Source organism: Afipia sp. OHSU_II-C1, from assembly GCF_000497575.1.
In the GTDB taxonomy this organism is placed as follows: Bacteria; Pseudomonadota; Alphaproteobacteria; order Rhizobiales; family Xanthobacteraceae; genus Afipia.
The window spans coordinates 21971-43839 of record NZ_APJI01000001.1; the positions used below are offsets into that span (position 1 = coordinate 21971).

Consider the following 21869-nt stretch of genomic DNA (forward strand, 5'->3'; position numbering starts at 1 on the left):
CCTGATATAACCCCCGCCATGTCATACAAGGTCGCTGCTTTTTATCAGTTCATCGCGCTCCCCGATTTCGAGAATCTGAGGGAGCCCCTGCGCAACATGTGCGTGGCTCTCGACATCAGGGGGATCATTCTCCTCGCCGCCGAGGGCATCAACGGGACGGTTGCGGGCCGCGAGGCTTCCATCGACGCCCTGATAAACCAGTTGCAGAACGGTGCGCTGTTCAACGGCCGGCTCGACAATCTGGAACTGAAATTCTCCACTGCGAACGAGATGCCGTTCAACCGGATGAAGGTCCGGCTGAAAAAAGAGATCGTCCGGCTCGGGGATCCGGAAACCGACCCCAACGCGAGGGTCGGCATCTATGTCGATGCCGCCGACTGGAACGCGCTCATCAAACAGGACGACGTGCTGCTGCTCGACACCCGCAACGGCTTCGAGGTCGAGATGGGGACATTCGAGGGCGCCGTCGATCCGAAGATCACCCGCTTTGGCGAATTTCCGGACTTCGCCGGCCGGACGCTCGATCCCGGCAAGCACAAGAAAATAGCGATGTTCTGCACCGGCGGAATTCGCTGCGAGAAGGCCAGCTCCTACCTGCTGTCGCAGGGTTTCGAGGAGGTCTATCATCTCAAGGGCGGCATCCTGAAATATCTCGAGGAGATTCCGGAAGCGCAAAGCCTGTGGCGCGGCGAATGTTTCGTCTTCGACCAGCGCATCGCGCTCGGTCACGGGCTCAGCGAACGTCAGGTCCTGCGCGGAGACGGCGCGGACCACGACGCCACCGAGATCGACATGAGCGAGCAAGCCGATGACTGAACCCGCCTCGCCCGCTTCACGCATTGATGCGCTGGAAATCCGCATCGCGTATCTCGACGAGACCATCGAGACCCTGAACAACACCATTACCGCGCAATGGAAGCAGATCGACGCCCTGAGCCGGGAGATGCTGGCCCTGCGCGAGCGGCTTGATGACGCCGAGATGAAATCGGAGACGGGCTCCCCGCCCGATCAGCCTCCCCCTCATTATTAACACCAGTGGCGGCTGGGCCCACCTGTGCCGCCAGCGCATTTAATGTGCAGGGCACTGAAGCACCGGCAAAAAAATTGGTAATTCCATGCGGGATATGTATGGTCCGGCCTTGAGGAAACTGGGGAGGACAATAATGCGTAAAATTGCAATTCTCGCTGGCGTCGCGGCCGCACTGGCTGCAGCACCGGCGGCAGCCGACGATCTCAAGATCGCGCTGATCTACGGTAAAACCGGCCCGCTGGAAGCCTATGCCAAGCAGACCGAAAACGGCCTGCGCATGGGTCTGGAATACGCCACCAAGAACACCATGACGGTCGACGGCCGCAAGATCGTCCTGATCACCAAGGATGACCAGGGCAAGCCGGACCTCGCCAAGGCGGCGCTGGCCGAAGCCTATCAGGACGACAAGGTCGATCTCGCCATCGGCACCACCGCCTCTGGCGCGGCGCTGGCCATGCTGCCGATCGCCGAGGAAAACAAGAAGGTGCTGATCGTCGAGCCGGCGGTTGCCGACGCCATCACCGGCGAGAAGTGGAATCGCTACATCTTCCGCACTGGCCGCAACTCGTCGCAGGACGCGATCTCAAACGCGGTCGCCATCGGCAAGCAGGGCGTCACTGTCGCCACGCTCGGTCAGGACAACGCGTTCGGCAAGGACGGCGTCGCCGCGTTCAAGGAAGCACTCGGCAAGACCGGTGCGACCTTGGCAGCGGAAGAATATGTCCCGGCAGCTACGACCGACTTTACCGCGGCAGCCCAGCGCCTGTTCGATGCGCTGAAGGACAAGCCGGGCCGCAAGATCATCTGGGTGATCTGGGCCGGCGGCGGCGATCCGCTGACCAAGATCCAGGACATGGACCCGAAGCGCTACAACATCGAACTGTCGAGCGGCGGCAACATCCTGCCGGCACTCGCGGCCTACAAGCGCCTGCCGGGCCTCGAAGGCGCGACCTATTACTACTACGCCATTCCAAAGAACCCGATCAACGACTGGCTCGTGACCGAGCACCAGAAGCGCTTCAACGCGCCGCCGGACTTCTTCACCGCCGGTGGTTTCGCTGCGGCGATGGCGGCCGTGACCGCCGTGCAAAAGGCGAAGTCGACCGACACCGAGAAGCTGATCGCGGCGATGGAAGGCATGGAGTTCGATACGCCCAAGGGCAAGATGAGGTTCCGCAAGGAAGACCATCAGGCGCTGCAAAGCATGTATCACTTCAAGGTTAAGGTCGATCCGAACCTCGCATGGGCCGACAACGAACTGGTCCGCGAGCTCAAGATCGAGGACATGACCATCCCGATCAAGAACAAGCGGTAAGACTCTTTCACCTCTCCCCGCTTGCGGGGAGAGGTCGGAAACTGAGCGCAGACGCTGTTCCACCTTCAATGTCGTCCCCGCGAAAGCGGGGACCCATCACCGCAATATGCTGTTGAAGCCCACCGTAGGAGAACCATACTCATGGAGTATGGGTCCCCGCTTTCGCGGGGACGACAACTTGATGATGGCTGCATGTCCCTCACCCTTGAGACCCGTGACCTGACCATCCGTTTCGGCGGCCATGTTGCCGTCAACAAGGTGAGTTGCACGTTTCGTCCGGGCCAACTCACCGCCATTGTCGGGCCGAACGGCGCCGGCAAGACCACATATTTCAACCTGATCTCCGGACAGCTCCGTCCGATCGCCGGAGATGTGCTGCTTGCGGGCGAAGACATCACGCGCCTCACTGCGCCGCTGCGCACCCGCAAGGGATTGGGCCGCGCCTTTCAGCTCACCAATCTTTTCCCGAACCTGAGTGTCGAGGAAAACGTCCGTCTCGCCGTGCAGGCCGCAAGCGGCGTTCACTACGAAATGCTGCGCCCGTGGATGAAGCGCCGCGATCTGATCGAGCGCGCCGACGCCATTCTCGACTCCATCGCCCTCGGCAATCGCCGCGCGGTTGCCGCAGCTGCGCTCTCGCATGGCGATCAGCGCAAGCTGGAAGTCGCATTGATGATGGCGCTGGAGCCGAAGGTGTTCATGTTCGACGAGCCCACCGCAGGCATGAGCGTCGACGAGGTGCCCGTCGTGCTCGATCTGATCGCGCGGCTGAAGCAGGACACCAGCAAGATCATTCTTCTTGTCGAGCACAAGATGGACGTGGTGCGCTCGCTCGCCGACCGCATCATCGTCCTGCACAACGGACAACTTGTGGCCGACGGCAAGCCTGCCGAGGTGATCGCCTCGCCGATCGTGCAGGAAGCCTATCTCGGCATCGCGCCCGGAAAGAGTGCGGCATGACTTTCACGATGCACCCGCAACCAACTCAGCGCAGTTCCCTCCCCCCTTGCGGGGGAGGGTTGGGGTGGGGGGTAAACCACAAGCGCAATCTTCGTGATAACCCCCACCCCCGACCCCTCCCCGGGGGGAGGGATGCAGTAAGCGCAACCATCGCAATTCATCCACAAGAGACCGCGGCATGAGCGACATGCTGACCCTCACCGGCGTTCACACCCACATCGCGCAGTATCACATCCTGCACGGCGTCGATCTTAATGTGCCGGAAGGCCGGATCACCATGCTGCTCGGCCGCAACGGCGCGGGCAAGACCACGACGCTGCGCACCATCATGGGACTGTCGCCGCCCTCCTCCGGCCAGATCGTTCTGGCGGGCCAGAACATCGAAAAGAAATCCACACCGGACATCGCGGGTCTCGGCGTCGGCTATGTGCCGGAAACCATGTCCGTGTTCTCGGACCTGACCGTGAAGGAAAACCTGATCCTTGCGGCGCGCGAAGGTCCGCTCGACGACACGCGCCTGCAATGGATCTTCGGCTTCTTCCCGGCACTGAAACGCTTCTGGCTGTCCCGCGCCGGTTCGCTGTCCGGCGGGCAGAAGCAAATGCTGTCCATCGCCCGTGCCATCGTCGAGCCGCGCAAGCTGCTCCTGATCGACGAGCCGACCAAGGGTCTCGCGCCCGCCATCGTCGTCAACCTGATCGAATGCCTCGCCGAGGTGAAGAAGCGCGGCGCGACCGTCCTACTGGTAGAGCAGAATTTCCGCGTGGCGCAGGAAGTCGGCGACAACGTGCTGGTGATGGACAACGGCAAGATCGTGCATCGCGGCGCCATGGCCGAACTCGCCAAGGATACATCGTTGCAGGAAAAGCTGCTGGGTCTCAGCCTCGAGGCGCATCAATGACCGACACGACGACGACCCCGGCGACCGTAGAGCCGCTGCCGCAAGCCAATCGCGATTTCATCCCGCTGCTGCTGCCGGTCGCACTCGCGCTCGTCATGATCCCCTTCATCGGTTCTGGCAGCACCTGGGTGACGCTGACCATCGCAAGCCTCGCCATGGGCATGATGATCTTCATCATGGCTTCGGGCCTGACGCTGGTGTTCGGTCTGATGGACGTCCTGAACTTCGGCCACGGGGCATTCATCGCGGTCGGCGCCTATGTCGCGACGCTGGTGCTGGCGCCGATGGCCGGATACGTCCAGGCCGACTCGCTGTGGCTCAACCTGCTCGCGCTGGCTCCTGCCGCGCTGCTGGCGATGGCGGTGTCGGGCGCGCTCGGTCTCGTCTTCGAACGGGTGCTGATCCTTCCCGTCTACGGCAACCACCTCAAGCAGATCCTGATCACCATGGGCGGGCTGATCGTGGCCGAGCAACTGCTCTACGCGCTGTGGGGGCCGGAGCGCATTCCGCTGCCGCTGCCGGCCTCGCTCCGCGGCTCCTTCATCCTCGGCGACATCGCCATCGCCAAATACCGCGTGCTGGCGATGGTCGTCGGCCTTGTGGTGTTCGGTCTCGTGCTGCTGGTGCTGAACCGCACCAAGATCGGCCTGCTGATCCGCGCCGGTGTCGAAAACCGCGAAATGGTCGAGGCGCTGGGCTATCGCATCAAGCGGCTGTTCCTTGGCGTGTTCATGGTGGGCTCGGCGCTCGCCGGTCTCGGCGGCATCATGTGGGCGCTCTATCGCGAGGAAGTTCACGCCTCCATCGGCGGAGAACTGACCGTTCTTGTGTTCATCGTCATCATCATCGGCGGCCTCGGCTCCATCGGCGGATGCTTCGTCGGTGCGATTCTGGTCGCCATGGTCGCGAACTATGGCGGCTTCCTTGTGCCGAAGCTGGCGCTGATCTCGAACATCCTTCTGATGGTCGCAATCCTGATGTGGCGGCCGCGCGGACTCTATCCGGTGACCAACAGATAAAGATTTGCAGATGATGATCCTTTCCGGCGATCCGCCGCGCAGCCGCGTTCTCAGCCTCCTGCTCATCGTCATCGTGACGCTGCTTGCGCTGGCGCCGTTCCTGTTCCCCGGCGCGAAGGCGATGAATGTCGCGACCAAGATCTGCATCTTCGCGCTGCTGGTCGCGTCCTACGATCTGCTGCTCGGTTACACCGGCACGGTGTCGTTCGCGCACACCATGTTCTACGGCATCGGCAGCTACGGTATCGCGATTGCGCTCTACGCCATGGGCCCGACATGGGCGGGCGTCGCCACCGGCATTGTCATCGGCCTGCCGCTCGCCGCGCTGCTCGCGCTCGGCATCGGGCTGTTCTCGCTGCGCGTGCAGGCGATCTTCTTTGCGATGATAACGCTGGCGGTTGCCTCAGCCTTTCAGGTGTTGGCCTCGCAACTGTCGTGGCTGACCGGCGGCGACGACGGCCGCAGCTTCCGTCTGCCGGAGTTGCTGCGTCCCGGCACCGTGATCATTCCGAAAGAAGTCTTCGGGTTTGAATTCAACGGCCGCACGCTGACCTACTACATTGTCTTCGTGGTCGCGGCTGCGCTGATCCTCACGCTGCTCCGGATCGTGAATTCGCCGTTCGGCCGCGCGCTGCAAGCCGTGCGCGAGAACCGTTTCCGTGCCGAGGCCCTCGGCTATCGAACCGTGTTTCACCTGACATGGGCCAACGTCATCGCCGCCCTTGTCGCGGCCTGCGCCGGCGTCCTGAATGCCCTGTGGCTGCGCTATGCGGGACCGGAGACACTCTCCTTCACGATCATGATCGACATTCTGCTGATGGTGGTGATCGGCGGCATGGGCACGATGTACGGCGCGATCATCGGCGCGGCGATTTTCATTCTCGCTGAAAACTATCTTCAGGCGCTGATGGGCGCGGCCTCGAAGGCAACCGCGGGCGCTGGCATTCCCGTGCTGCCTGCCCTGCTGCATCCCGACCGCTGGCTGCTGTGGCTCGGCCTGCTGTTCATCGCCAGTGTGTACTTCTTCCCGACGGGAGTGGTCGGCAAACTGCGCGGGAAGAATAAATAGGTTCCGAGAGCAAACAGGGCGAAGTCTAGGAATTATGAACCAGGCGCCAGATGCTCATCGCGTTCTGCTGATCGGCGCAACGGGTGCCTTCGGAAGTCGGCTCGCCGTAATGCTGGCGAAGCTTGAGGGACTTGAGCTTGTCCTCGCAGCAAGAAAGATCAACCGGTTAAACCGGATAAAAGACGATTTGAATGCGCGTGGCGCGAACGCGCGCATAACAACAATCGCTTTTGACAAGACTCATCCGGAGATGATCTCAGGCATCGCTCCGTGGGCCATCGTGGATGCCGCCGGACCGTTTCAGGAAAACGACTATACCATTCCGCTCGCATCCGTGAATTGCGGTGCCCATTATGTCGATCTCTCGGATGCAAGGACCCATGTCGAGGGGTTTACGTCAGCTGTTGATGCTCAAGCACGCGCCAATAATGTGCTGGCCGTAACAGGCGCAAGCTCGACACCAGCACTTTCACATGCAGCACTGACGCAGCTGGTCGCTGGCTGGCAGCAGATCGACGAGGTCCTTGTGGCGATTTCTCCGGGCGCAAAGGCGCCTCGTGGATTGTCCGTGGTGCAGGCTATCTTATCCTATGTGGGGCAGCCAGTGCGCGTGTTTGAAAACGGCCAGTGGCAGCAGAATTTCGGTTGGTCCGGGGTGCGCAGGCTCGACATGCCTGGACTTGGCGCACGATGGGTCTCACTTTGTGAAACTCCCGATCTTGATCTGCTGCCGAAAAATTTCGTGATCAATCGCAGCGCGTTGTTCTTGGCAGGACTTGAACTCTCGCCGATGCACCTCGGCCTCTCCGCACTAAGCCTTTTGGTAAGATGGAATCTGATGAAGTCGCTAAGGCCACTCGCCCGACCACTCCGCGCAATTGCCGGAGTACTCGCACCATTTGGCTCTGATCGCGGTGGCATGTTGGTACAAGTATCGGGTCGCGACGGGAAGGATCGCTATGTCACTGCGCGTTGGTCTTTGCTTGCAGAGAAAAATGCCGGCCCAAACGTCCCAGCGGCCGCGGCCGCGGCTATAATACGCGCGCTGCATAGCGGGCGAGAGATACGGACTGGCGCACAAGCCTGCGTCGGATTGCTATCTTGTGAGGCCATTCTAGATGAACTCACAAATCTACCGATCTCAACACGCACAGATCAAGTTTCGCGATCCGAACTCACCCCCCAGGAGGGGTGAGTCAGTTTCACCTCGCCGGGTCCGGATAAACCATGCTCCGCCAGCCGCTGCGATCGAACGGCTTCCATTCGCCTTCCGGCTGCGCGAGGCGCTCGGCAACGGCATAGACGATCGCGGGATGATGCCCCATCCCGCAATGGCTGGCGCCCTGCACTTCGATGTTCTCGGCATACGTGCCGGGCTGCTCGATGCAGCTCTGCCACGCGCAGATCCCGTCGGTGCGGCTGAAGATCGCCGTGGTCGGCACAGGCGGCGTCTTCGCCATCTCGCCGCCGAACTCCGGGTCATGATGATCCGCACGGCGTCCGCTGACGGTCTCATACGTGCGCCATGCGTTCGTCGCCCTTGGATTGCCTGCGAACGGGCTGCCGAGCGTGATGACCGAACGCACGCGGTCAGGCATCATCTTCGCAAGCTGGCGCGCGTAGATGCCACCGAGGCTCCATCCCACAAGGCTCACCTTGCGGCCATGGGTCTCGTTGAGATCCTGCAGGAGATTGAGCATCGCATCCTGAACGCCGGCGCGGGGACCGAAGTTGCGGCCAAGTCCCCAGCCGCTCACGGCATAGCCGCGGCTCTTGAGGAACGTGCGCAGCGGACGCGTCGCGGTGTCGCTGGTAATCAGGCCCGGCAGCACGAGCACCGGATGACCGTCACCCTTGGGCGCGAGGCTGAGCAGCGGAAGCGCGCCGAAGAATGCGCCGAATTCATTAATGGCGCGCGCCTCCAGCATCATCAGCAATCTGGACGGCGGGCGAAGCGTCTGGGCAGCAACGGACATTCGATTTCCTTCTTGTCAGTACGTTTCCGGCTTTCGGCCGGCGCGACAAAATCAATTCCGATATGCGAAACGAATCACGGCAACACGCCAATCAACGCACATTGATTCAAGCTATTGGGCAAATTCCGGCATTTCAAGCCGCCTCCGGCGCGTTTGAAACAGGTGTTGCAAATTGCCGACAGGCCGGATTTTCGCTTGGATAATCAGAGCGTTTTGACCACCACTTCCGCGGTGTGCAGTGCAAGACCCGCAAGTCCACCGATCAGCGCGCCATTGAACCGGATGTATTGCAAATCCTTGCCGATGTTGATCTCGATCAGGTTGATCAGCTGTTTCATGTCCCACGACTTGACCTGATCGGCGATGAAGCGTGACACGCCGCTCTTCTGATCGGCGATGAAGCTGCGCAGCACCGCGACAATTCCCTTGTTGATCTCCGCGCGCATCTCGCTGTCGGTGGCGAGTTGTTTGCCCGCCTCCAGGAACACATTGGTCAGGTGATGTTGCAGCACGTTGCTCTCGTCGCTGGCGCTCCTGTCGATGAACGCCTTGACGCTGGCCCAGATGTCACGCGTCAGCGCGGCAAGCTCCGGGCGCGCCAGCAGATCGCGCTTCAGTCCGTCGATACGGTCCGCATACGTCTTGTCGTTCGCCAGCTTGTCGGGAAGCGTCAGCAGGATGCGATCGACCTCGCCGCGAAACGGATGCTGAGGATCAGAGCGCACTTCTTCAAAGAACGATGTGGCCGACGCAGCAACCCTCTTCAGCAGGAACTTGTCCGCACGATAGAGTTTCAGCAGTGTCGGAAGTTCGTTGCGGATTTTCTCCCGGATCAGCTCGAGCGTCTCGGGCTTGTTGATCGACTCGTGAATCGCCTGCAACAGATCGTCGAGCATGCCTTTGTGGCGTCCCTCGGCGATGAAGCCGCGCAGCGTTCCCGCCGCCAGCGGCGCAAGATCGACGGTCTGCAACTGCGTCACGATCCGGCGCGTGAAATACGATTTCAGTCCCGACGTTTCCGCAGCGGCCAGCGCCTCCGGCAAAAGACGCAGAACGAAACGCGCCAGATCCGAGCTCTTCTTCGGATCGGTCAACCAGTCCGAAATGAACGAGGCGAAATCGACCTCGCGCAGCTTCGCATCGACCGGCGCCGGACTAAGGAAATGCACCTCGATGAATTCGCCGAGTTTCTCGGCGATCCGGTGCTGGTTTTGCTGGATGATGGCGGTGTGCGGTATCGGCAATCCCAGCGGCCGCCGGAACAGCGCAACCACTGCGTACCAGTCCGCGAGCCCGCCGATCGTCGCCGCCTCCGCGAACGCTGCGAGAAATCCGAATCCCGGATGCACGCGCTCCATCGCCTTCGCGACAACGAGCACAACGACGCAGCCAACGAGGACGAGCGTCGCGAGCATCTTGACCCGGCGCAGTTCCGCCGCGCGCGCGATGTCGCCGGTATCCGCGACCAGCACGAATTTTCCGTTGTCAGCCATACGCGTATTCCACAAAAGTGGGCACCGGTTTTGGGATCAGAATACGCGCCTCCTTATTAGAAGAGCATTTTCTTGACGCAAACCGGCTTCCACTTTGCCGGAAAATGCTCGCACGATCCCGCTCAGCCGACATTGCATCGCGGACCCGCTCCCGTCAAAGGAAGGAGGTGCGCGGCAAACAAAGGCCCGCTCGAAGCGGGCCTTTGATCGTCGAATTGTAAGGTGGTCGAGGCCGGACGATCAGGCCGACTTGGTGTAGGACGCGACCTTCGCGAAGTTATCCTGCGCGGTCTTCGCACCGTCGGCGATCAGCTTGCCGAAGTATTCGGTGGTCGCCTTGGCGCGCGACATCACGACTTCGCCCTGGGCGCGGAGCAGATCGCCCTGGATCGTGACGGCTTCGTTCAGCGACTTCGCCGACGCGAGCTTGTCGATGCCCGAGAACAGCGCCTGCGCGTCTTCGTAAACGGCCTGCTGGATGCTGCGGGAGATTTTCGCGGTCTCGCTGACCGAACCGGCAACAGCGGTTTCGATCGCCGAGGTCACCTTCTCCGAACCGGTGTGGATCTCAGCAGCACGGTCCTTGGCGGTGCCGGCGGCCTTCTTCACGAACTCACGAGCAGCTTCAGGAACTTCCACGTTCGGGAAATTCTTCAGCGCGTCGGTGACGGGCGCGAAAGCGGTCTTCACGGTGTTCAGCACGGACTCGGTGTTGAAAGAATTGGTCATTGTCTGTCTCCATCCTCAGGGTTGCGAGCTATGGGCTCATCCCCGTCCGGTATGGCCCGGGGCAAGGTGGTTATGCCAAAGTCTTAGATGCACTGCAACAAGAATGTTGCAATGCGTCATCACGAACCCGTGATATAATGAAATTTCAGCTATTACAGCAACTTAGCCCACAGCTTCGGAAACCCCGTAGGCTTCGAGCTGGGCACGAACCTTGGAGACATTATGGCCGAGGACCACGATATCGTGGGTCTTTCCCGCCAGGTCCCTGACCTGATCGTGCAGCAGCGCCTCTGCCTTGAAGCCGAGGCTCTCGAACAGGGCGATCGCCCCGGTCTGATCGACCGTCATCTGGGCCATGATCTTCTCCAGTCCCGACCCCAGCGCCAGCGCGAAGGTTTCCTGAGACAGCGCGCGGCCTACTCCAAGACCGCGGACATCCTTGGACACCACCATGCGGATCTCGCCGACATGCGGCGACCATGACAGCAGGTCCCGGACGATGGTGCCGCAGCCCACCACCGTAGTCCCCTTCACGGCCAGCAGGCTGACCAGCCCGCCGCGCTCCAGCTCCTTGATCCAGGCCGAGAGCACCTTCGGCTCACTGATGTTGCGCGGAATGAACAGCAGGTCATGGATCGGCAGCTTCTGCGCGAACGCGAGGACAGCCGCCTCGTCCGCTGCCGTCATATGGCGAAACTCGATTTCACCGCCCTCGGTCATGACGCGGCGCGGATAGGAACGGACTTCGGTGCTGTTCATGTTGATCGCTCACTTAACCAGGAATCGAGTTTGGGCCAGAGACGCTTGATGGCGTTCGCACCGGCAACGAGACTGACATGGCCGCCCTTGAGGATAATCTCGGTCTTGTCGGTCGATCCGATCTTCGCGATCAGATGCTTCGCAGCGTCATAGGGGACGATGTGATCGTGCTCGGCGACCGCATGCAGCACCGGCACCGTAATCTTGGAAATGTCCGCGGGACGTCCGCCAACGGTCATGGTGCCGTTGAACAGCTTGTTGTCCCACATCAGGTCCTTTGTGGTGGTCCGGAAATATTCGCCGGCCAGCGGCAGCGTGTCCTGCGCCCAGCGGTCGAACATCCGGTAGGATTTGACGAACTCGTCGTTCCAGATGTTTTCCCAGAGCTGGATCTGGCCCACGGCGCGCGACGCGGGCCGCAGCATTTCAAACGATGACAGGATCATCTCGGGCGGAACGTTGCCGACGCTGTCGACCAGTTTATCCACGTCGAAGTAACGCCGGTCGGAAAAATTCTGAAACAGCTTCATCTGCCGGAAATCGATCGGCGTCGTGAAGCACACCAGATTCTTCATCGGGCCATCGTTGAAGATCGAGCCGTAAAGCAGCGACAGGACACCGCCGAAGCAATAGCCGATCACATTAACGTCGGTCTCACCGGAATCTTCCTGCACCCGCCGGATGCAATCCGGAATAAAGCCGAGAACGTAGTCCTCCATCCGCAGCGATTTTTCCTCAGGGCGCGGCGCCGTCCAGTCGAGCATGTAGACATCGAAACCCTTCTTGAGCAGGAATTCGATGAAGCTCTGTCCGGGCACCATGTCGAGAATGTAGCCACGATTGGTGGTCGCCATCACGATCAGGATCGGGATGCGATAGATCTCATCCGCCAGCGGCCGGTAGTGATAGAGATTCATCGTGCCTTTGGAATGGATGATATCCTTCGGCGTCGAGCCGAGCGCCGGACCTGACGAGGCGAAATATTCCACGCCCTTGATGCTGCGCTGGATCGCGCGCTGGACCTCGGTCTGGATGCGTTCGCCGACCTGCGCGATATCCGGCATCGCGTTCGCATTGGTCTGGACATTCATGGCGTGCCTCCCCCGGTCGCGGACGGCGGCTGTTTGGTTCGCGGAGGCCTTGGCATGGCCAGCCCGTTGCTGCCCTGCGACGCGACGTCGGCATGCACGCGATTGAGCAGCGCCCTGATCTCGTTCAGCTGACTTTCGATCGATTGCAGCCGCTCGCCCATGCTGACCATCTGCGCGCGGCTGGGCAGGTTCATGCTGACCAGGTAACGCTCCATCAGATCGCCGACGGTCTTTTGCGCACCGACCGAGGCCCCGGTGAGCTGATGCGTAACCCGGCTGAACTGTTCCGAACCCATGACCTGATTGGCCATGGCGTTGAAACCCTTCTCCATCTCGGCAAGCATGGTGTGCCACACCTGCACCGGGTCGTTCGGCTTGTCGGACATCCTGGCGCCCCTCCCGAAGCGGTAACAAGGCCTCGTTGGGCCTGCCTTTTTTAGCCATTCCATACCGTTGCGGGACCGAGGTCAACATTGGCCCGCCATCAAGCCGCACGCCGCCTCCTGTACGGCGCAAAAAGCCTGCGATAGGGTTTAGCCTTGTTTATCTTGAGGGACGCACACGTGAACGCACACCAGCCACCGCAGATGGCGAAGACCAATGGAATCGAGCTTTGCTACGAAATCTTCGGCGCGCCGGACGCGGAACCGCTGGTCCTCATCATGGGCCTCGGCGCACAGATGATCCTTTGGGACGATGAATTCTGCCGGGATCTGGCCGGCCGCGGCTTCCGTGTCATCCGCTTTGACAACCGCGACATCGGTCAGTCGACCAAGCTGTCCGGCGGCAAACCCCTGCGCGCGATCGAGTTGCTGAAACTGCGGATCTTCAAGATCGCGCCGGAAGCCCCCTACAAGCTGTGGGACATGGCCCGTGACGTCGTCGGACTGCTCGATGCGCTCGGCATCGGCAAGGCGCATATCGTCGGCGCATCGATGGGCGGGATGATCGCGCAGGAAATCGCGATGCAGTATCCGGGCCGGGTGCTGTCGCTGACCTCGATCATGTCTTCGACCGGCAACCCGAGATTGCCGCAGCCGACCCGCGAAGCGTCCGCCATCCTGCTCGCGCCGCCGCCAAAGACCAAGGCGGAATACATCGAACGTTTCGGCACGACCTGGAAAGTCCTGCGCGGCGGGCCGTTTCCGCTCGACGAAGCGAAAGATGCCGAGCGCGCCGAGCGCACCTACGCGCGCGGTCTCAATCCCGCAGGCGTCGGCCGGCAACTGCGCGCCATCCTTGCGTCAGGCAATCGCACAGACCGGCTCCGGTCGGTCAAGGCACCGACGCTTGTGATTCACGGCACCATCGATCCATTGGTGCGGGTGGAAGCCGGCAAGGACACGGCGGCATCCATTCCCGGCGCCAAGCTGCTGCTGATCGACGGTATGGGGCACGCGCTGCCGATCCCGATGTGGCCGACCATCATCGGCGCGATCGCCGATCATGCGCAGGGCGCGGCGGGCAAGCAGTAAGTCCGCAGTCCTCACAATCCCGATCATCCTCTGCGAGACGGCAAATTCAGTCATTCCGGGATGCGCCGCTTGGCGCAGGCCCGGAATCCATCCTGCGGGAAGCCGGTGAGTGAACATGGATTCCGGGTTCGCGCGAAGCCGCGCGCCCCGGAATGACGAGTGGGGAAATTCCGACTCCCGAAACATTTCGTGATGGGGATACGTATCCCCGCGCTCCGTACCGCGCTTAAGTTCGCTGCGTCCTGGTCGTGAGGGGCGCTTCTCGAGGGCGCTTTGAAGCGGAGCAGGATGCGGCGCCTGCGCGCGTGTCTCGCACACACGTCGTCCGGGAGGCTGGGGTCACCGTCCGGGCCAACTACGTGGCTCTGCCGTTCGCCGGCTGGACGCGGAGCGGACGAAGGCGGCGAAAGCCGTCCGGATCAGGGGTCGAGTACCTCCCCCGTCCGCACCCGGAAGTACGGTCCCCTCGCCCAAAATCGCCGCAATGGAGCGCCGCAAGGCGATGCGCTTCCGGACCTCACATCGCTTCGCACGCGATGCCGGAAGCGAAACGATACAAAGGTGCGCCTCGCGGCGCTCCATGCCCCTCGTTTTGAGGGCGCGAACGAGACAGGCCTCGCGCGCGCTGAGGGGCGCAACGAAAAGCTCACCTCGCGCGATGCGCGAGAACGATGACGCGCGCCTTTCGTTGGCGCGAATGGGGCAAGCCCCACGCGCGCATGCTGTTTGAAAATTGAATCTGGAAAATGACGATGAGCCGCTGAAGGTAGCCACACCGTCACTGTCATGGCTGGACTTGTTCCGGTCATCCCGATAACGAAGACACCGTGCTCACTTCATCGGGATCACCGGGACAAGCCCGTTGATGACAGCCGTAAATGGCGCACGCTGTCGCATCACACTCAATTGTCGTCCCCGCTTACGCGGGGACGACATGGAGAGGGATTGTAGCGTCAGCTCCCCGCCCAGACGTCCAGCACGTAACGGTTTTGCGTTCCCATGGCGTCGATCCAGCTTGCAGCAGCGGCTTCATCCGCACCCGACTTCTCGCGATAGATCGACATCAGCACGCGCTTGACGTCGGGCTCCATCTTGCCGCCATCACCGCACACGTAAATGATCGCCCCGGCTTCGATCAGCTTCCAAACCTTGTCCTTCTGGGCGGCGATCAAATCCTGCACGTAACTCTTCGGCGTGTCTGCCCGCGAGAACGCGACATGCAGTTCTGTGATGCCCTGATCCGCGAAGCCTTTCAGCTCATCGGCATACAGGAAGTCTTGCTCGGGATGACGGCAGCCGAAGAACAGCATCGAGGGGCCGAGCGACTGTCCCTTGGCTTTCATCGCGGCGCGTTCCTGCAAGAAGCCGCGGAACGGCGCGAGGCCGGTGCCGGGACCGATCATGATGATCGGCACCGATGCTTTTTCCGGCAAACGGAAACCGGCCTTGGTTTCGCGAACAGTGGCATAGACCACATCGCCCGAGCGGCGGCTGGAGAGATAGTTCGAGCAGACGCCCCTGTAGATGCCACGCCCTGAAACCGCAGGCGCAGCGACCACACCGACGGTCACGCTGCATTTCGATGCCCCCGCCACCGCAGGCGACGACGAAATCGAATAGTATCGCGGCGACAGCAGCGAGAGCATTTCAAGATAGGTGTGGAACGGCAACTCGCACGCCGGGTATTCTTCCATCAGGTTGTAAACCGACTTCCGCTTGGCGAGGATCTCCGAGCGATAGAGTTCGGTCGAGGCAGGATCGTCGCCGGTCAATGCCTCGAGCTTCGGCTTGGTCATCGGGCAACGGGTATGCTCCGACATGATCTGGATCTGCTTGCGGGTCGCGACCTGCTGCAACTCGACAAATTCACCCAGCAGACGGCCGACCGACACGGCATTATCGACCGGAAGCTGCGCGCGGCGGCCCGTCGCCACCTGAAGCTTGACCTGGTCTGTCGGCAGGAAGCCGAAACGCCGCGCGACCGCGTCCACAAGCGCCGGGGCATTCCGTGGAACGACACTGAGGTGATCGCCGACGCGGTACGTGATGTTCTCCGGCAGCTCCACTTCAATATGCCGTGTCGAACGGGTCGATGGATTGGCGCCGGACTGATTCTGCAACTCGTCGTTGACGATGATCTTGACGGGCACGGCGCCGCCTGAAGCCGCGATCGTATTGGCGGCACTGTGCGCCACCGGCTCGATCTTGTAGAGCGGCTCGTCGTTGGCTTCGCGCGTGAACCCCGTCTCGATGCCGGCTTCCCTCCCGGCAAGCTCACGCACCGACTTGAACCATTTCTCGAACTGTCCATCGAGATCGTCGCGGGCATCGCCCTCTCCGCGCGGCAACCCGGCCTTCGCGCCGTGGGCGGCAAGCTGCTCGTCAATCAGGCGCGGAATCGACTGGTAAGTCGCCAGCCAGTCACTGTTGCCGCAACCGAACACGGTATAGCGTACCCCCGCGAAAGCGTCTTTCGGAAGATCGCTGTTCAGCCAGTTGACGAACTTGGTCGCATTGTCAGGCGGCGCGCCATTGTAGGACGCGCAGAAGATGATGACGTCGCCCTGATCCTTCAGGTTGCCGACATAATCGTCGAGCGGCGCGAGTTTGGTCGCGAACCCGTTGACCTCGGCCAGATCCGCGACGCGATGCGCCAGTTCCTCGGCGGTGCCGAGATTTGAACCGTACAGAACAAGCAGCGGCGTGTTGTGACCGGGACGAACGCGCGCCGGCGCGGCTGTCCCGGATGTATCGGCGACCGCTGCACCGGGGCGGTTGGCGACAATGGTGCGATCCTTGTCCGAACGCGCCCTCACCTTGATCTTGAAGCCATCCGGCTTGATCGTCAGCGTTTCCTTCAGATGCATCTGGTAGCGCGTATGGTCGAGCAGCTTGAAACGCTGAAGGATCATGCCGAGCGCCAGTGCAGCCTCATGCATCGCAAAGCCGCGGCCGATACAGGCGCGCTGACCGTTGCCGAACGGCTTCCAGGCGTTCGGCGGACGCTTCGCCTCCGCCTCGCGGCTGAAATTCTCCGGATCGAACACGTCCGGGTTTGGCCCCCACACCGACGGATCGCGATGCAGCGCCATCACCAGGATCGTAACGAAGGTGCCTTTCTTAAGCTTGTACTTTCCGCCGATGGTTTCATCCTTGAGCGGCGACACGCCGTAAGCGGGCGCCGGCGGCCACATCCGCAGCGATTCCTTCAGAATCTGCGAAATGTAGTGAAGCTGCGTGACCTGCTGGAAGGTCGGCTTGGCGTTGATATCAGCGCCGAGAACGCGATCGACTTCCTCATATGCCTTCTTGAGCACTTCAGGGTGCTTGAGCATGGCATAGATCGCGCAGGACAACAGGCCGCTCGTGGTCTCGTGCCCGGCGATCAGAAAAGTGTTGATCTGATAGCGAATGTTGACGTCGTCGAGTTGCTCGCCGGTCGCCTTGTCGACACCGGTCATCATCGCATTGAGCATGTCCTTGGTGCCGGCAGCAGCTTCCGCATTCTTGCGGCGCTCGGCGACGATTTCGTCGACCATCTTGTTCATGAAGGCGACGTCGTCCGCGAGATCGGCACGCCGTGCGCGCATGAACAGCCCTTCGAGCGGAAGGCCGCGCGTCATCATGATCGTTTCAAGCGAGCGCACCAGCGCGCCGACGAACGGGTGATAATCCTCGCGGTAGAATGAATTGAACCGATAGTCGAACCCGCACAGCCCGATGGTGTCGAGCGTCAGCGCGGTCATGTCATGAACGACATCGATTTCGTCGTCGGCGTTGAGGCGCTCCCACTTCTTGACGAGTTGTTCTGCGATATCGACCATCATCGGGTGATAGGACTGCATCGCCCGGCCGCCGAACGGTGACAACAGGATGTTGTGCGCCTTGCTCCAGTTCGGCTCGGTGGTGTCCGCAGTGAACAGGCCATCGCCGCCGATGGCGCGCACGCGGCGCAGCGCCCCGCGCACTGCCTTGTCGAACCGCTTCTCGTCGCTCAACTCGTTGACAAGTTCGAAGCCCGAGACGATCACCAGCGGCTGGCCCATCATGTCGAGCCAGAAGATCGGTCCAAGCTCCTTGGTCTTGCGGACCAGATCCTGCACGGGCGCACTCGAGTCCAGCGACAGCATGTTGCCGACGACCGGCTTCTTCGGCGGATGCGGAATCGGATTCAGCTTATTCTGGGACGCCATCGCTCGGATATCTCCTGCCCACGTGACTTATTGATGCCCGGCTGGCCCGGAGCTTTTCTCCGAAGCTACTGTTCCGGCGCATCTTTTGCAAAGAACTTATACTGCAAGGGCTTTGGCTGACCTCCCGGCGGCGTTACCCGAAACGCCGCTTGCGCCACTCGAGGATCTTGGCGCTGACCTCGCCGGGCTGCTCCTGCTGTGTCCAGTGGCCGCTGTCCCTGATCAGGTGTTTTTCGAGATCAGGAACAATATTCTCCATTCCATCGCAGGAGGACGGCGGAAGCACCGCATCATTCTCGGCCATGATCATCAGCGACGGCACGCGCACCGTGTGGTCGATGTGCCCGGATCGCTCCCAGTTGCGGGTCATGTTCCGATACCAGTTGATCCCGCCGGTGAAGCCCGAGACCTTGAATGCATTCACGAACACCTGCATTTCCTCAGGCTTCAGGATTTTCTCGCGCGGGTCGAGCTTGCCGTCGTAACCCGCAACCATCTGCGGAAAGGCCATGTTCAGCTTCGGCGACGCGCCGAGACCAGCCGCTGGCGGGCCCTCGCCGGCTTCCGGCGCTTTATTCTGCGGCATCGGCTTGCGCATGAAGAAGTCGAAGGTCTGCTCCACACGGCTGTCGAATATCTTGTCAGCGCGGCGTTCGGGGTCCTGAAACTGCGCGATGTAGAGATGGTCGCCATACCGCTGGCGAAGCAGCCCGATCGGATCGCTCGGCGTGCGCGGCGTATGCGGCGTGTTGACGCCGATCACACCGGCGACCCGTGACGGATGCCGCAGCGGCATCTGCCAGACAATAAACCCGCCCCAGTCGTGGCCGACAAAAATCGCCTTGTCGATGTTCAGGTGATCGAGCAGTCCCACCAGATCAGCGGTGAGGTTTTCAATATCGTAATCCTCAACCTTTTCGGGTCGGTCCGTGGCACCGTATCCGCGCTGATCGGGCGCGATGACCCGAACGCCCGCCTCGCTCAGCGCCTTGATCTGGTGCCGCCAGGAAAAGGCGATCTCGGGCCATCCATGGCACAGCACCAGCGGCGGCTTGTCTGATTTGGGACCGGCTTCGTAGAAGCCCATGCGAATGCCATTGACCTGGGCATACTGAAGCGGCGGCATTTCCATCATTGCAGGTGCCACGCTTTAACTTGCCGCGCTTGCACGGTTGCCGGGCGGCGCGACGGCGGCGGCAAGAAGCTCGAACTCCTTGGGCAGCATGTTCGCCAGCACCTCAACATGCGGAATGATGTTTGCTCCGGCGATGAAGCCGAAATCGAGCTGATCGCGGTAGCTTTGGACAGTGATGTTCAATGCAAGGCCATGGGTCGCAATCGAAACCGGGAAGATATGAAGCAACTCTGCACCCACTGCATAGAGTGTCTGCCGCGGTCCCGGCACGTTTGAGATCGTGACGTTCGCACTCGGCGGAAGTACGTCGGACAGGTTCGAACGGCTGTAGAGCAGCGCCAGCACCTGGATCAGGATCGGCGCGCCCAGCATCGAGATGTTGGAGATCGAGGGCATGAGCGCACGCAGCGGGTGCGACATTTCCTTGGACTTGGACGATTGGGCGATGATCGCCTGAAGACGCTCCTTCGGGTCTTCGATATTGCTCGCCAGCGAGCAGATCATCCCGAACACCTGGTTGTTGGCTTCGGTGTTGCCCTCCTCGCGCAGCGAAATCGGGACGGCCGCCGTCAGCGACCGGTTGGGCAATCCGCCATGCTCGAGCAGATACCTGCGCAACACGCCGCTCGACAGCGCCATTACCACGTCATTGAGTTTGCCGCCGGCCTGCTTCGCGATTGCCTTGGCTTCCGGCAGCGAGACCGAGACGCCGGCAAAACTGCGTTCCGATGAAATCGTCTTGTTCAGCATGGTCGATGGCGAGACCATGCTCGCCAGACTCTCCCGTGATTTCGGGTCCGACACCTTCGCGACCATGTCGCGGATGCTCTTGACGGTTTCCGGCACCCCGCCGAGCATCCTGATGCCGCTCTCGATCTGAAACATCGCGTTGTCGAACAGCACGGATCCAAGATCGCTCTTGCCGCTGCGCGGCAGATCGAAGCTCTTTGCCTTTGACGCATCGAGCGGCTGACGCCAGAGTTGCGTATAAGAATCCAGCATGTTGGCCGCGATGTCCCGCGGCTCGTTGGCTTGCTTGTTCGGAACGACCTTCGGAAACTCGCGCGGCACCGGCGTGATGTCATAGATCATGTTGGTGAGCGCGGCGCCCGCGCCACCGTCAATGCAGGCATGGTGCATCTTGGAATAAAGCCCGACCTCGTTGTTCTCCATGCCCTCGAACACGTAGAACTCCCAGAGCGGGCGCGCCCTGTTGAGCAATTTGGCGTGAATCCAGCCCACGGTGCGTTCCAGCGTTGCACGATCGTGCGGCGCTGGCAGGCCACCGCGGAATATGTGGCGATTGATGTCGAACTGATCGTCCTCGACCCAGCTCGGATTATCGATGTCGAGTGGTGCTTTTTCCAGCCGCGCCTTGAGGATTGGGGCAACATGAATCCGGTCCGCGATCATCTTCTTGAAGTCTTCGAAGAAATCGCCCTGATAACCGTCCTTCAGCTTGAAGATCGCCATGCTTCCGACGTGCATCGGCATCTCGGGCGTCTCGAGATAAAGAAACGATGCGTCCATCGAGGACAGCTTCTTGGCGTGACTCATAGTACCCTCCCTTGAACAGGCGAGATCACGATGTCCCGGAAATTCGTTCCATCCTGTATCGTGATCCGAGAGCCGCTGTCGCCTTTCAGGCGATCTCGTCCGGCAGTATTCTTTTATGCGCCCACTTTCTCCGGCCGCGCATAAGCCAGCGCGAACGGTCCTGACCGATCGAACGGATGAAATTCGCCTTCCTTCTGCGCGAGACGGTCGGCGACGGCCCACAGCGCAGCCGCGTTCACCCCAATGCCGATATGGCTCGCGAGCGTGATCTCGATGTTTTCGGCGGTGTTGGCCTCGCGCACGAGGCAAGTCCGCCAGTTCACGATACCGTCGGTACGGGTATAGAGCGACGACGTCGGCACCGGCAGATCGCCGGACAGCGCCTGAATGTCCTTGATGTCCGCATCCTCGATGGTTTCGCCCGACACCATCTCGTACACGCGCTTGGCGTTTGTCGCGGTGATGTCGCCCGCGAACGGGCTGCCGAGCGTTACGACATAACGGACCATCTCAGGCATCCGTAACGCCAGATCACGTGCGTAGACGCCTCCGAGACTCCAGCCGACCAGGCTGACCTTGCGGCCGGTCGCGCTGTGAACGCTGGCCAGCAGCTTGCCGAGTTTGTCGCGCATGCTGTAGACGCCGCCGGTGTTCCGGCCGAACCCCCACGGATGGGTCGAAAATCCGAGCAGATCGAGATAGCGCCGCAGGATGAGCGTTGAGACATCGCTCGCCAGCAGGCCCGGCAGGACCAGCACGGGATGACCGTCGCCGCGCGGAGCCGTCAGAAGTGCGGGTGCCATCAGCAACGTGGCGTTCAGTTCGAACACCCCTCGCCCCTCGGCCAGAAACAGACCGAGATTCGGCGGACGTAGTCGGCCCTTTTCGGCGAGGTGGCTCTCGTTAACTGTCATTGCGACCTGCCCGGGCAAACAGCTTCATCACACACGCTCTTACTGCTCCGCACTGAGGCAGTCCGCACAGTCTAGAAGCATGTCGGGGTTCCTGCCAATCGGCTTTCGACCAAAAGGATGATGTGGTGAATTTTATTGCTCTGCACCATGTTCCGGAACAAGGTGCACAAGGCCACTACCCGAGGAATCGCGACATGCGACCTCTTGCCCTTGGACCGGCCCTGACGCATTTCCCGCCCGATTGCGATAGCCT

19 protein-coding genes are annotated in these 21869 nt (G+C 61.3%); 9 read left to right on the top strand and 10 right to left on the bottom strand.

The window, feature by feature from the left end; all coding sequences use genetic code 11:
• Positions 1 to 18 precede the first annotated feature (18 nt).
• The 8 genes from I554_RS0100095 (at position 19) to I554_RS0100130 (ending at position 7489) form a co-directional block, all read left to right on the top strand.
• Entirely contained in the window at positions 19 to 816 is a 798-nt protein-coding gene (locus I554_RS0100095; RefSeq protein WP_024573878.1) for a rhodanese-related sulfurtransferase, read from the top strand.
• A complete protein-coding gene (locus I554_RS0100100; RefSeq protein ID WP_024573877.1) occupies positions 809 to 1030 on the top strand; it encodes a SlyX family protein in 222 nt (73 codons plus the stop codon). Before I554_RS0100095 ends, I554_RS0100100 begins: the two co-directional genes overlap by 8 nt.
• 133 nt (positions 1031 to 1163) lie before the next feature.
• On the top strand, positions 1164 to 2345 hold the full coding sequence (locus tag I554_RS0100105; protein WP_024573876.1) for a substrate-binding domain-containing protein: 1182 nt from the start codon (positions 1164 to 1166) through the stop codon (positions 2343 to 2345).
• A gap of 192 nt (positions 2346 to 2537) precedes the next feature.
• Positions 2538 to 3305, top strand: a complete 768-nt coding sequence (locus tag I554_RS0100110) for an ABC transporter ATP-binding protein (RefSeq protein WP_024573875.1) — start codon at positions 2538 to 2540, stop codon at positions 3303 to 3305.
• 178 nt (positions 3306 to 3483) lie between these two features.
• A complete protein-coding gene (locus tag I554_RS0100115; RefSeq protein ID WP_024573874.1) occupies positions 3484 to 4206 on the top strand; it encodes an ABC transporter ATP-binding protein in 723 nt (240 codons plus the stop codon).
• Positions 4203 to 5225, top strand: a complete 1023-nt coding sequence (locus I554_RS0100120; RefSeq protein WP_024573873.1) for a branched-chain amino acid ABC transporter permease — start codon at positions 4203 to 4205, stop codon at positions 5223 to 5225. Before I554_RS0100115 ends, I554_RS0100120 begins: the two co-directional genes overlap by 4 nt.
• A 10-nt stretch (positions 5226 to 5235) precedes the next feature.
• Positions 5236 to 6294 carry a branched-chain amino acid ABC transporter permease gene (locus tag I554_RS0100125; RefSeq protein ID WP_024573872.1) on the top strand — a complete coding sequence of 353 codons (1059 nt, stop codon included), beginning with the start codon at positions 5236 to 5238 and terminating at the stop codon, positions 6292 to 6294.
• 34 nt (positions 6295 to 6328) lie between these two features.
• Positions 6329 to 7489, top strand: a complete 1161-nt coding sequence (locus I554_RS0100130; RefSeq protein ID WP_024573871.1) for a hypothetical protein — start codon at positions 6329 to 6331, stop codon at positions 7487 to 7489.
• 7 nt (positions 7490 to 7496) lie between these two features.
• On the opposite strand, the gene I554_RS0100135 is transcribed toward I554_RS0100130, so the two are convergent.
• The 6 genes from I554_RS0100135 to I554_RS0100160 all read right to left on the bottom strand — a co-directional run bounded on the left by I554_RS0100135 (position 7497) and on the right by I554_RS0100160 (position 12728).
• On the bottom strand, positions 7497 to 8270 hold the full coding sequence (locus I554_RS0100135; RefSeq protein ID WP_024573870.1) for an alpha/beta hydrolase: 774 nt from the start codon (positions 8268 to 8270) through the stop codon (positions 7497 to 7499).
• A gap of 203 nt (positions 8271 to 8473) precedes the next feature.
• A complete protein-coding gene (locus I554_RS0100140; RefSeq protein ID WP_024573869.1) occupies positions 8474 to 9763 on the bottom strand; it encodes a DUF445 family protein in 1290 nt (429 codons plus the stop codon).
• A 240-nt stretch (positions 9764 to 10003) separates the two neighbouring features.
• Entirely contained in the window at positions 10004 to 10492 is a 489-nt protein-coding gene (locus I554_RS0100145; protein WP_024573868.1) for a phasin, read from the bottom strand.
• A gap of 162 nt (positions 10493 to 10654) precedes the next feature.
• Complete coding sequence (locus I554_RS0100150) at positions 10655 to 11251, bottom strand: GNAT family N-acetyltransferase (RefSeq protein ID WP_024573867.1); 597 nt, start codon at positions 11249 to 11251, stop codon at positions 10655 to 10657.
• Entirely contained in the window at positions 11248 to 12342 is a 1095-nt protein-coding gene (locus tag I554_RS0100155; RefSeq protein ID WP_024573866.1) for an alpha/beta fold hydrolase, read from the bottom strand. The genes I554_RS0100150 and I554_RS0100155 overlap by 4 nt, the downstream gene beginning before the upstream one ends.
• Positions 12339 to 12728 (bottom strand): hypothetical protein, encoded by a 390-nt coding sequence (locus tag I554_RS0100160; protein ID WP_024573865.1) that lies wholly within the window; start codon positions 12726 to 12728, stop codon positions 12339 to 12341. Before I554_RS0100160 ends, I554_RS0100155 begins: the two co-directional genes overlap by 4 nt.
• A gap of 177 nt (positions 12729 to 12905) precedes the next feature.
• On the opposite strand from I554_RS0100160, the gene I554_RS0100165 reads away from it, so the two are divergent.
• Positions 12906 to 13817, top strand: coding sequence for an alpha/beta hydrolase (locus I554_RS0100165; RefSeq protein WP_024573864.1), 912 nt, complete (start codon positions 12906 to 12908; stop codon positions 13815 to 13817).
• Positions 13818 to 14770: 953 nt separating this feature from the next.
• Here the strand turns inward: I554_RS0100165 and I554_RS0100170 are convergent.
• From I554_RS0100170 to I554_RS0100185, 4 genes are all read right to left on the bottom strand, one after another.
• On the bottom strand, positions 14771 to 18010 hold the full coding sequence (locus tag I554_RS0100170) for a cytochrome P450 (RefSeq protein ID WP_024573863.1): 3240 nt from the start codon (positions 18008 to 18010) through the stop codon (positions 14771 to 14773).
• Between the two features lie 133 nt (positions 18011 to 18143).
• A complete protein-coding gene (locus I554_RS0100175) occupies positions 18144 to 19145 on the bottom strand; it encodes an alpha/beta hydrolase (RefSeq protein ID WP_024573862.1) in 1002 nt (333 codons plus the stop codon).
• 15 nt (positions 19146 to 19160) lie between these two features.
• Positions 19161 to 20702: a wax ester/triacylglycerol synthase family O-acyltransferase gene (locus I554_RS0100180; RefSeq protein WP_024573861.1), complete on the bottom strand. Its 1542-nt coding sequence runs from the start codon at positions 20700 to 20702 to the stop codon at positions 19161 to 19163.
• Between the two features lie 113 nt (positions 20703 to 20815).
• Positions 20816 to 21616 carry an alpha/beta hydrolase gene (locus I554_RS0100185; protein WP_024573860.1) on the bottom strand — a complete coding sequence of 267 codons (801 nt, stop codon included), beginning with the start codon at positions 21614 to 21616 and terminating at the stop codon, positions 20816 to 20818.
• Between the last annotated feature and the right edge of the window lie 253 nt (positions 21617 to 21869).

Excerpts from the sequence above, each read along its gene's own strand:
- I554_RS0100095 (WP_024573878.1), top strand. The coding sequence starts at position 19 with ATGTCATACAAGGTCGCTGCTTTTTATCAGTTCATCGCGCTCCCCGAT.
- I554_RS0100100 (WP_024573877.1), top strand. The coding sequence starts at position 809 with ATGACTGAACCCGCCTCGCCCGCTTCACGCATTGATGCGCTGGAAATC.
- I554_RS0100105 (WP_024573876.1), top strand. The coding sequence starts at position 1,164 with ATGCGTAAAATTGCAATTCTCGCTGGCGTCGCGGCCGCACTGGCTGCA.
- I554_RS0100110 (WP_024573875.1), top strand. The coding sequence starts at position 2,538 with ATGTCCCTCACCCTTGAGACCCGTGACCTGACCATCCGTTTCGGCGGC.
- I554_RS0100115 (WP_024573874.1), top strand. The coding sequence starts at position 3,484 with ATGAGCGACATGCTGACCCTCACCGGCGTTCACACCCACATCGCGCAG.
- I554_RS0100120 (WP_024573873.1), top strand. The coding sequence starts at position 4,203 with ATGACCGACACGACGACGACCCCGGCGACCGTAGAGCCGCTGCCGCAA.
- I554_RS0100125 (WP_024573872.1), top strand. The coding sequence starts at position 5,236 with ATGATGATCCTTTCCGGCGATCCGCCGCGCAGCCGCGTTCTCAGCCTC.
- I554_RS0100130 (WP_024573871.1), top strand. The coding sequence starts at position 6,329 with ATGAACCAGGCGCCAGATGCTCATCGCGTTCTGCTGATCGGCGCAACG.
- I554_RS0100135 (WP_024573870.1), bottom strand. The coding sequence starts at position 8,270 with ATGTCCGTTGCTGCCCAGACGCTTCGCCCGCCGTCCAGATTGCTGATG.
- I554_RS0100140 (WP_024573869.1), bottom strand. The coding sequence starts at position 9,763 with ATGGCTGACAACGGAAAATTCGTGCTGGTCGCGGATACCGGCGACATC.
- I554_RS0100145 (WP_024573868.1), bottom strand. The coding sequence starts at position 10,492 with ATGACCAATTCTTTCAACACCGAGTCCGTGCTGAACACCGTGAAGACC.
- I554_RS0100150 (WP_024573867.1), bottom strand. The coding sequence starts at position 11,251 with ATGAACAGCACCGAAGTCCGTTCCTATCCGCGCCGCGTCATGACCGAG.
- I554_RS0100155 (WP_024573866.1), bottom strand. The coding sequence starts at position 12,342 with ATGAATGTCCAGACCAATGCGAACGCGATGCCGGATATCGCGCAGGTC.
- I554_RS0100160 (WP_024573865.1), bottom strand. The coding sequence starts at position 12,728 with ATGTCCGACAAGCCGAACGACCCGGTGCAGGTGTGGCACACCATGCTT.
- I554_RS0100170 (WP_024573863.1), bottom strand. The coding sequence starts at position 18,010 with ATGGCGTCCCAGAATAAGCTGAATCCGATTCCGCATCCGCCGAAGAAG.
- I554_RS0100175 (WP_024573862.1), bottom strand. The coding sequence starts at position 19,145 with ATGATGGAAATGCCGCCGCTTCAGTATGCCCAGGTCAATGGCATTCGC.
- I554_RS0100180 (WP_024573861.1), bottom strand. The coding sequence starts at position 20,702 with ATGAGTCACGCCAAGAAGCTGTCCTCGATGGACGCATCGTTTCTTTAT.
- I554_RS0100185 (WP_024573860.1), bottom strand. The coding sequence starts at position 21,616 with ATGACAGTTAACGAGAGCCACCTCGCCGAAAAGGGCCGACTACGTCCG.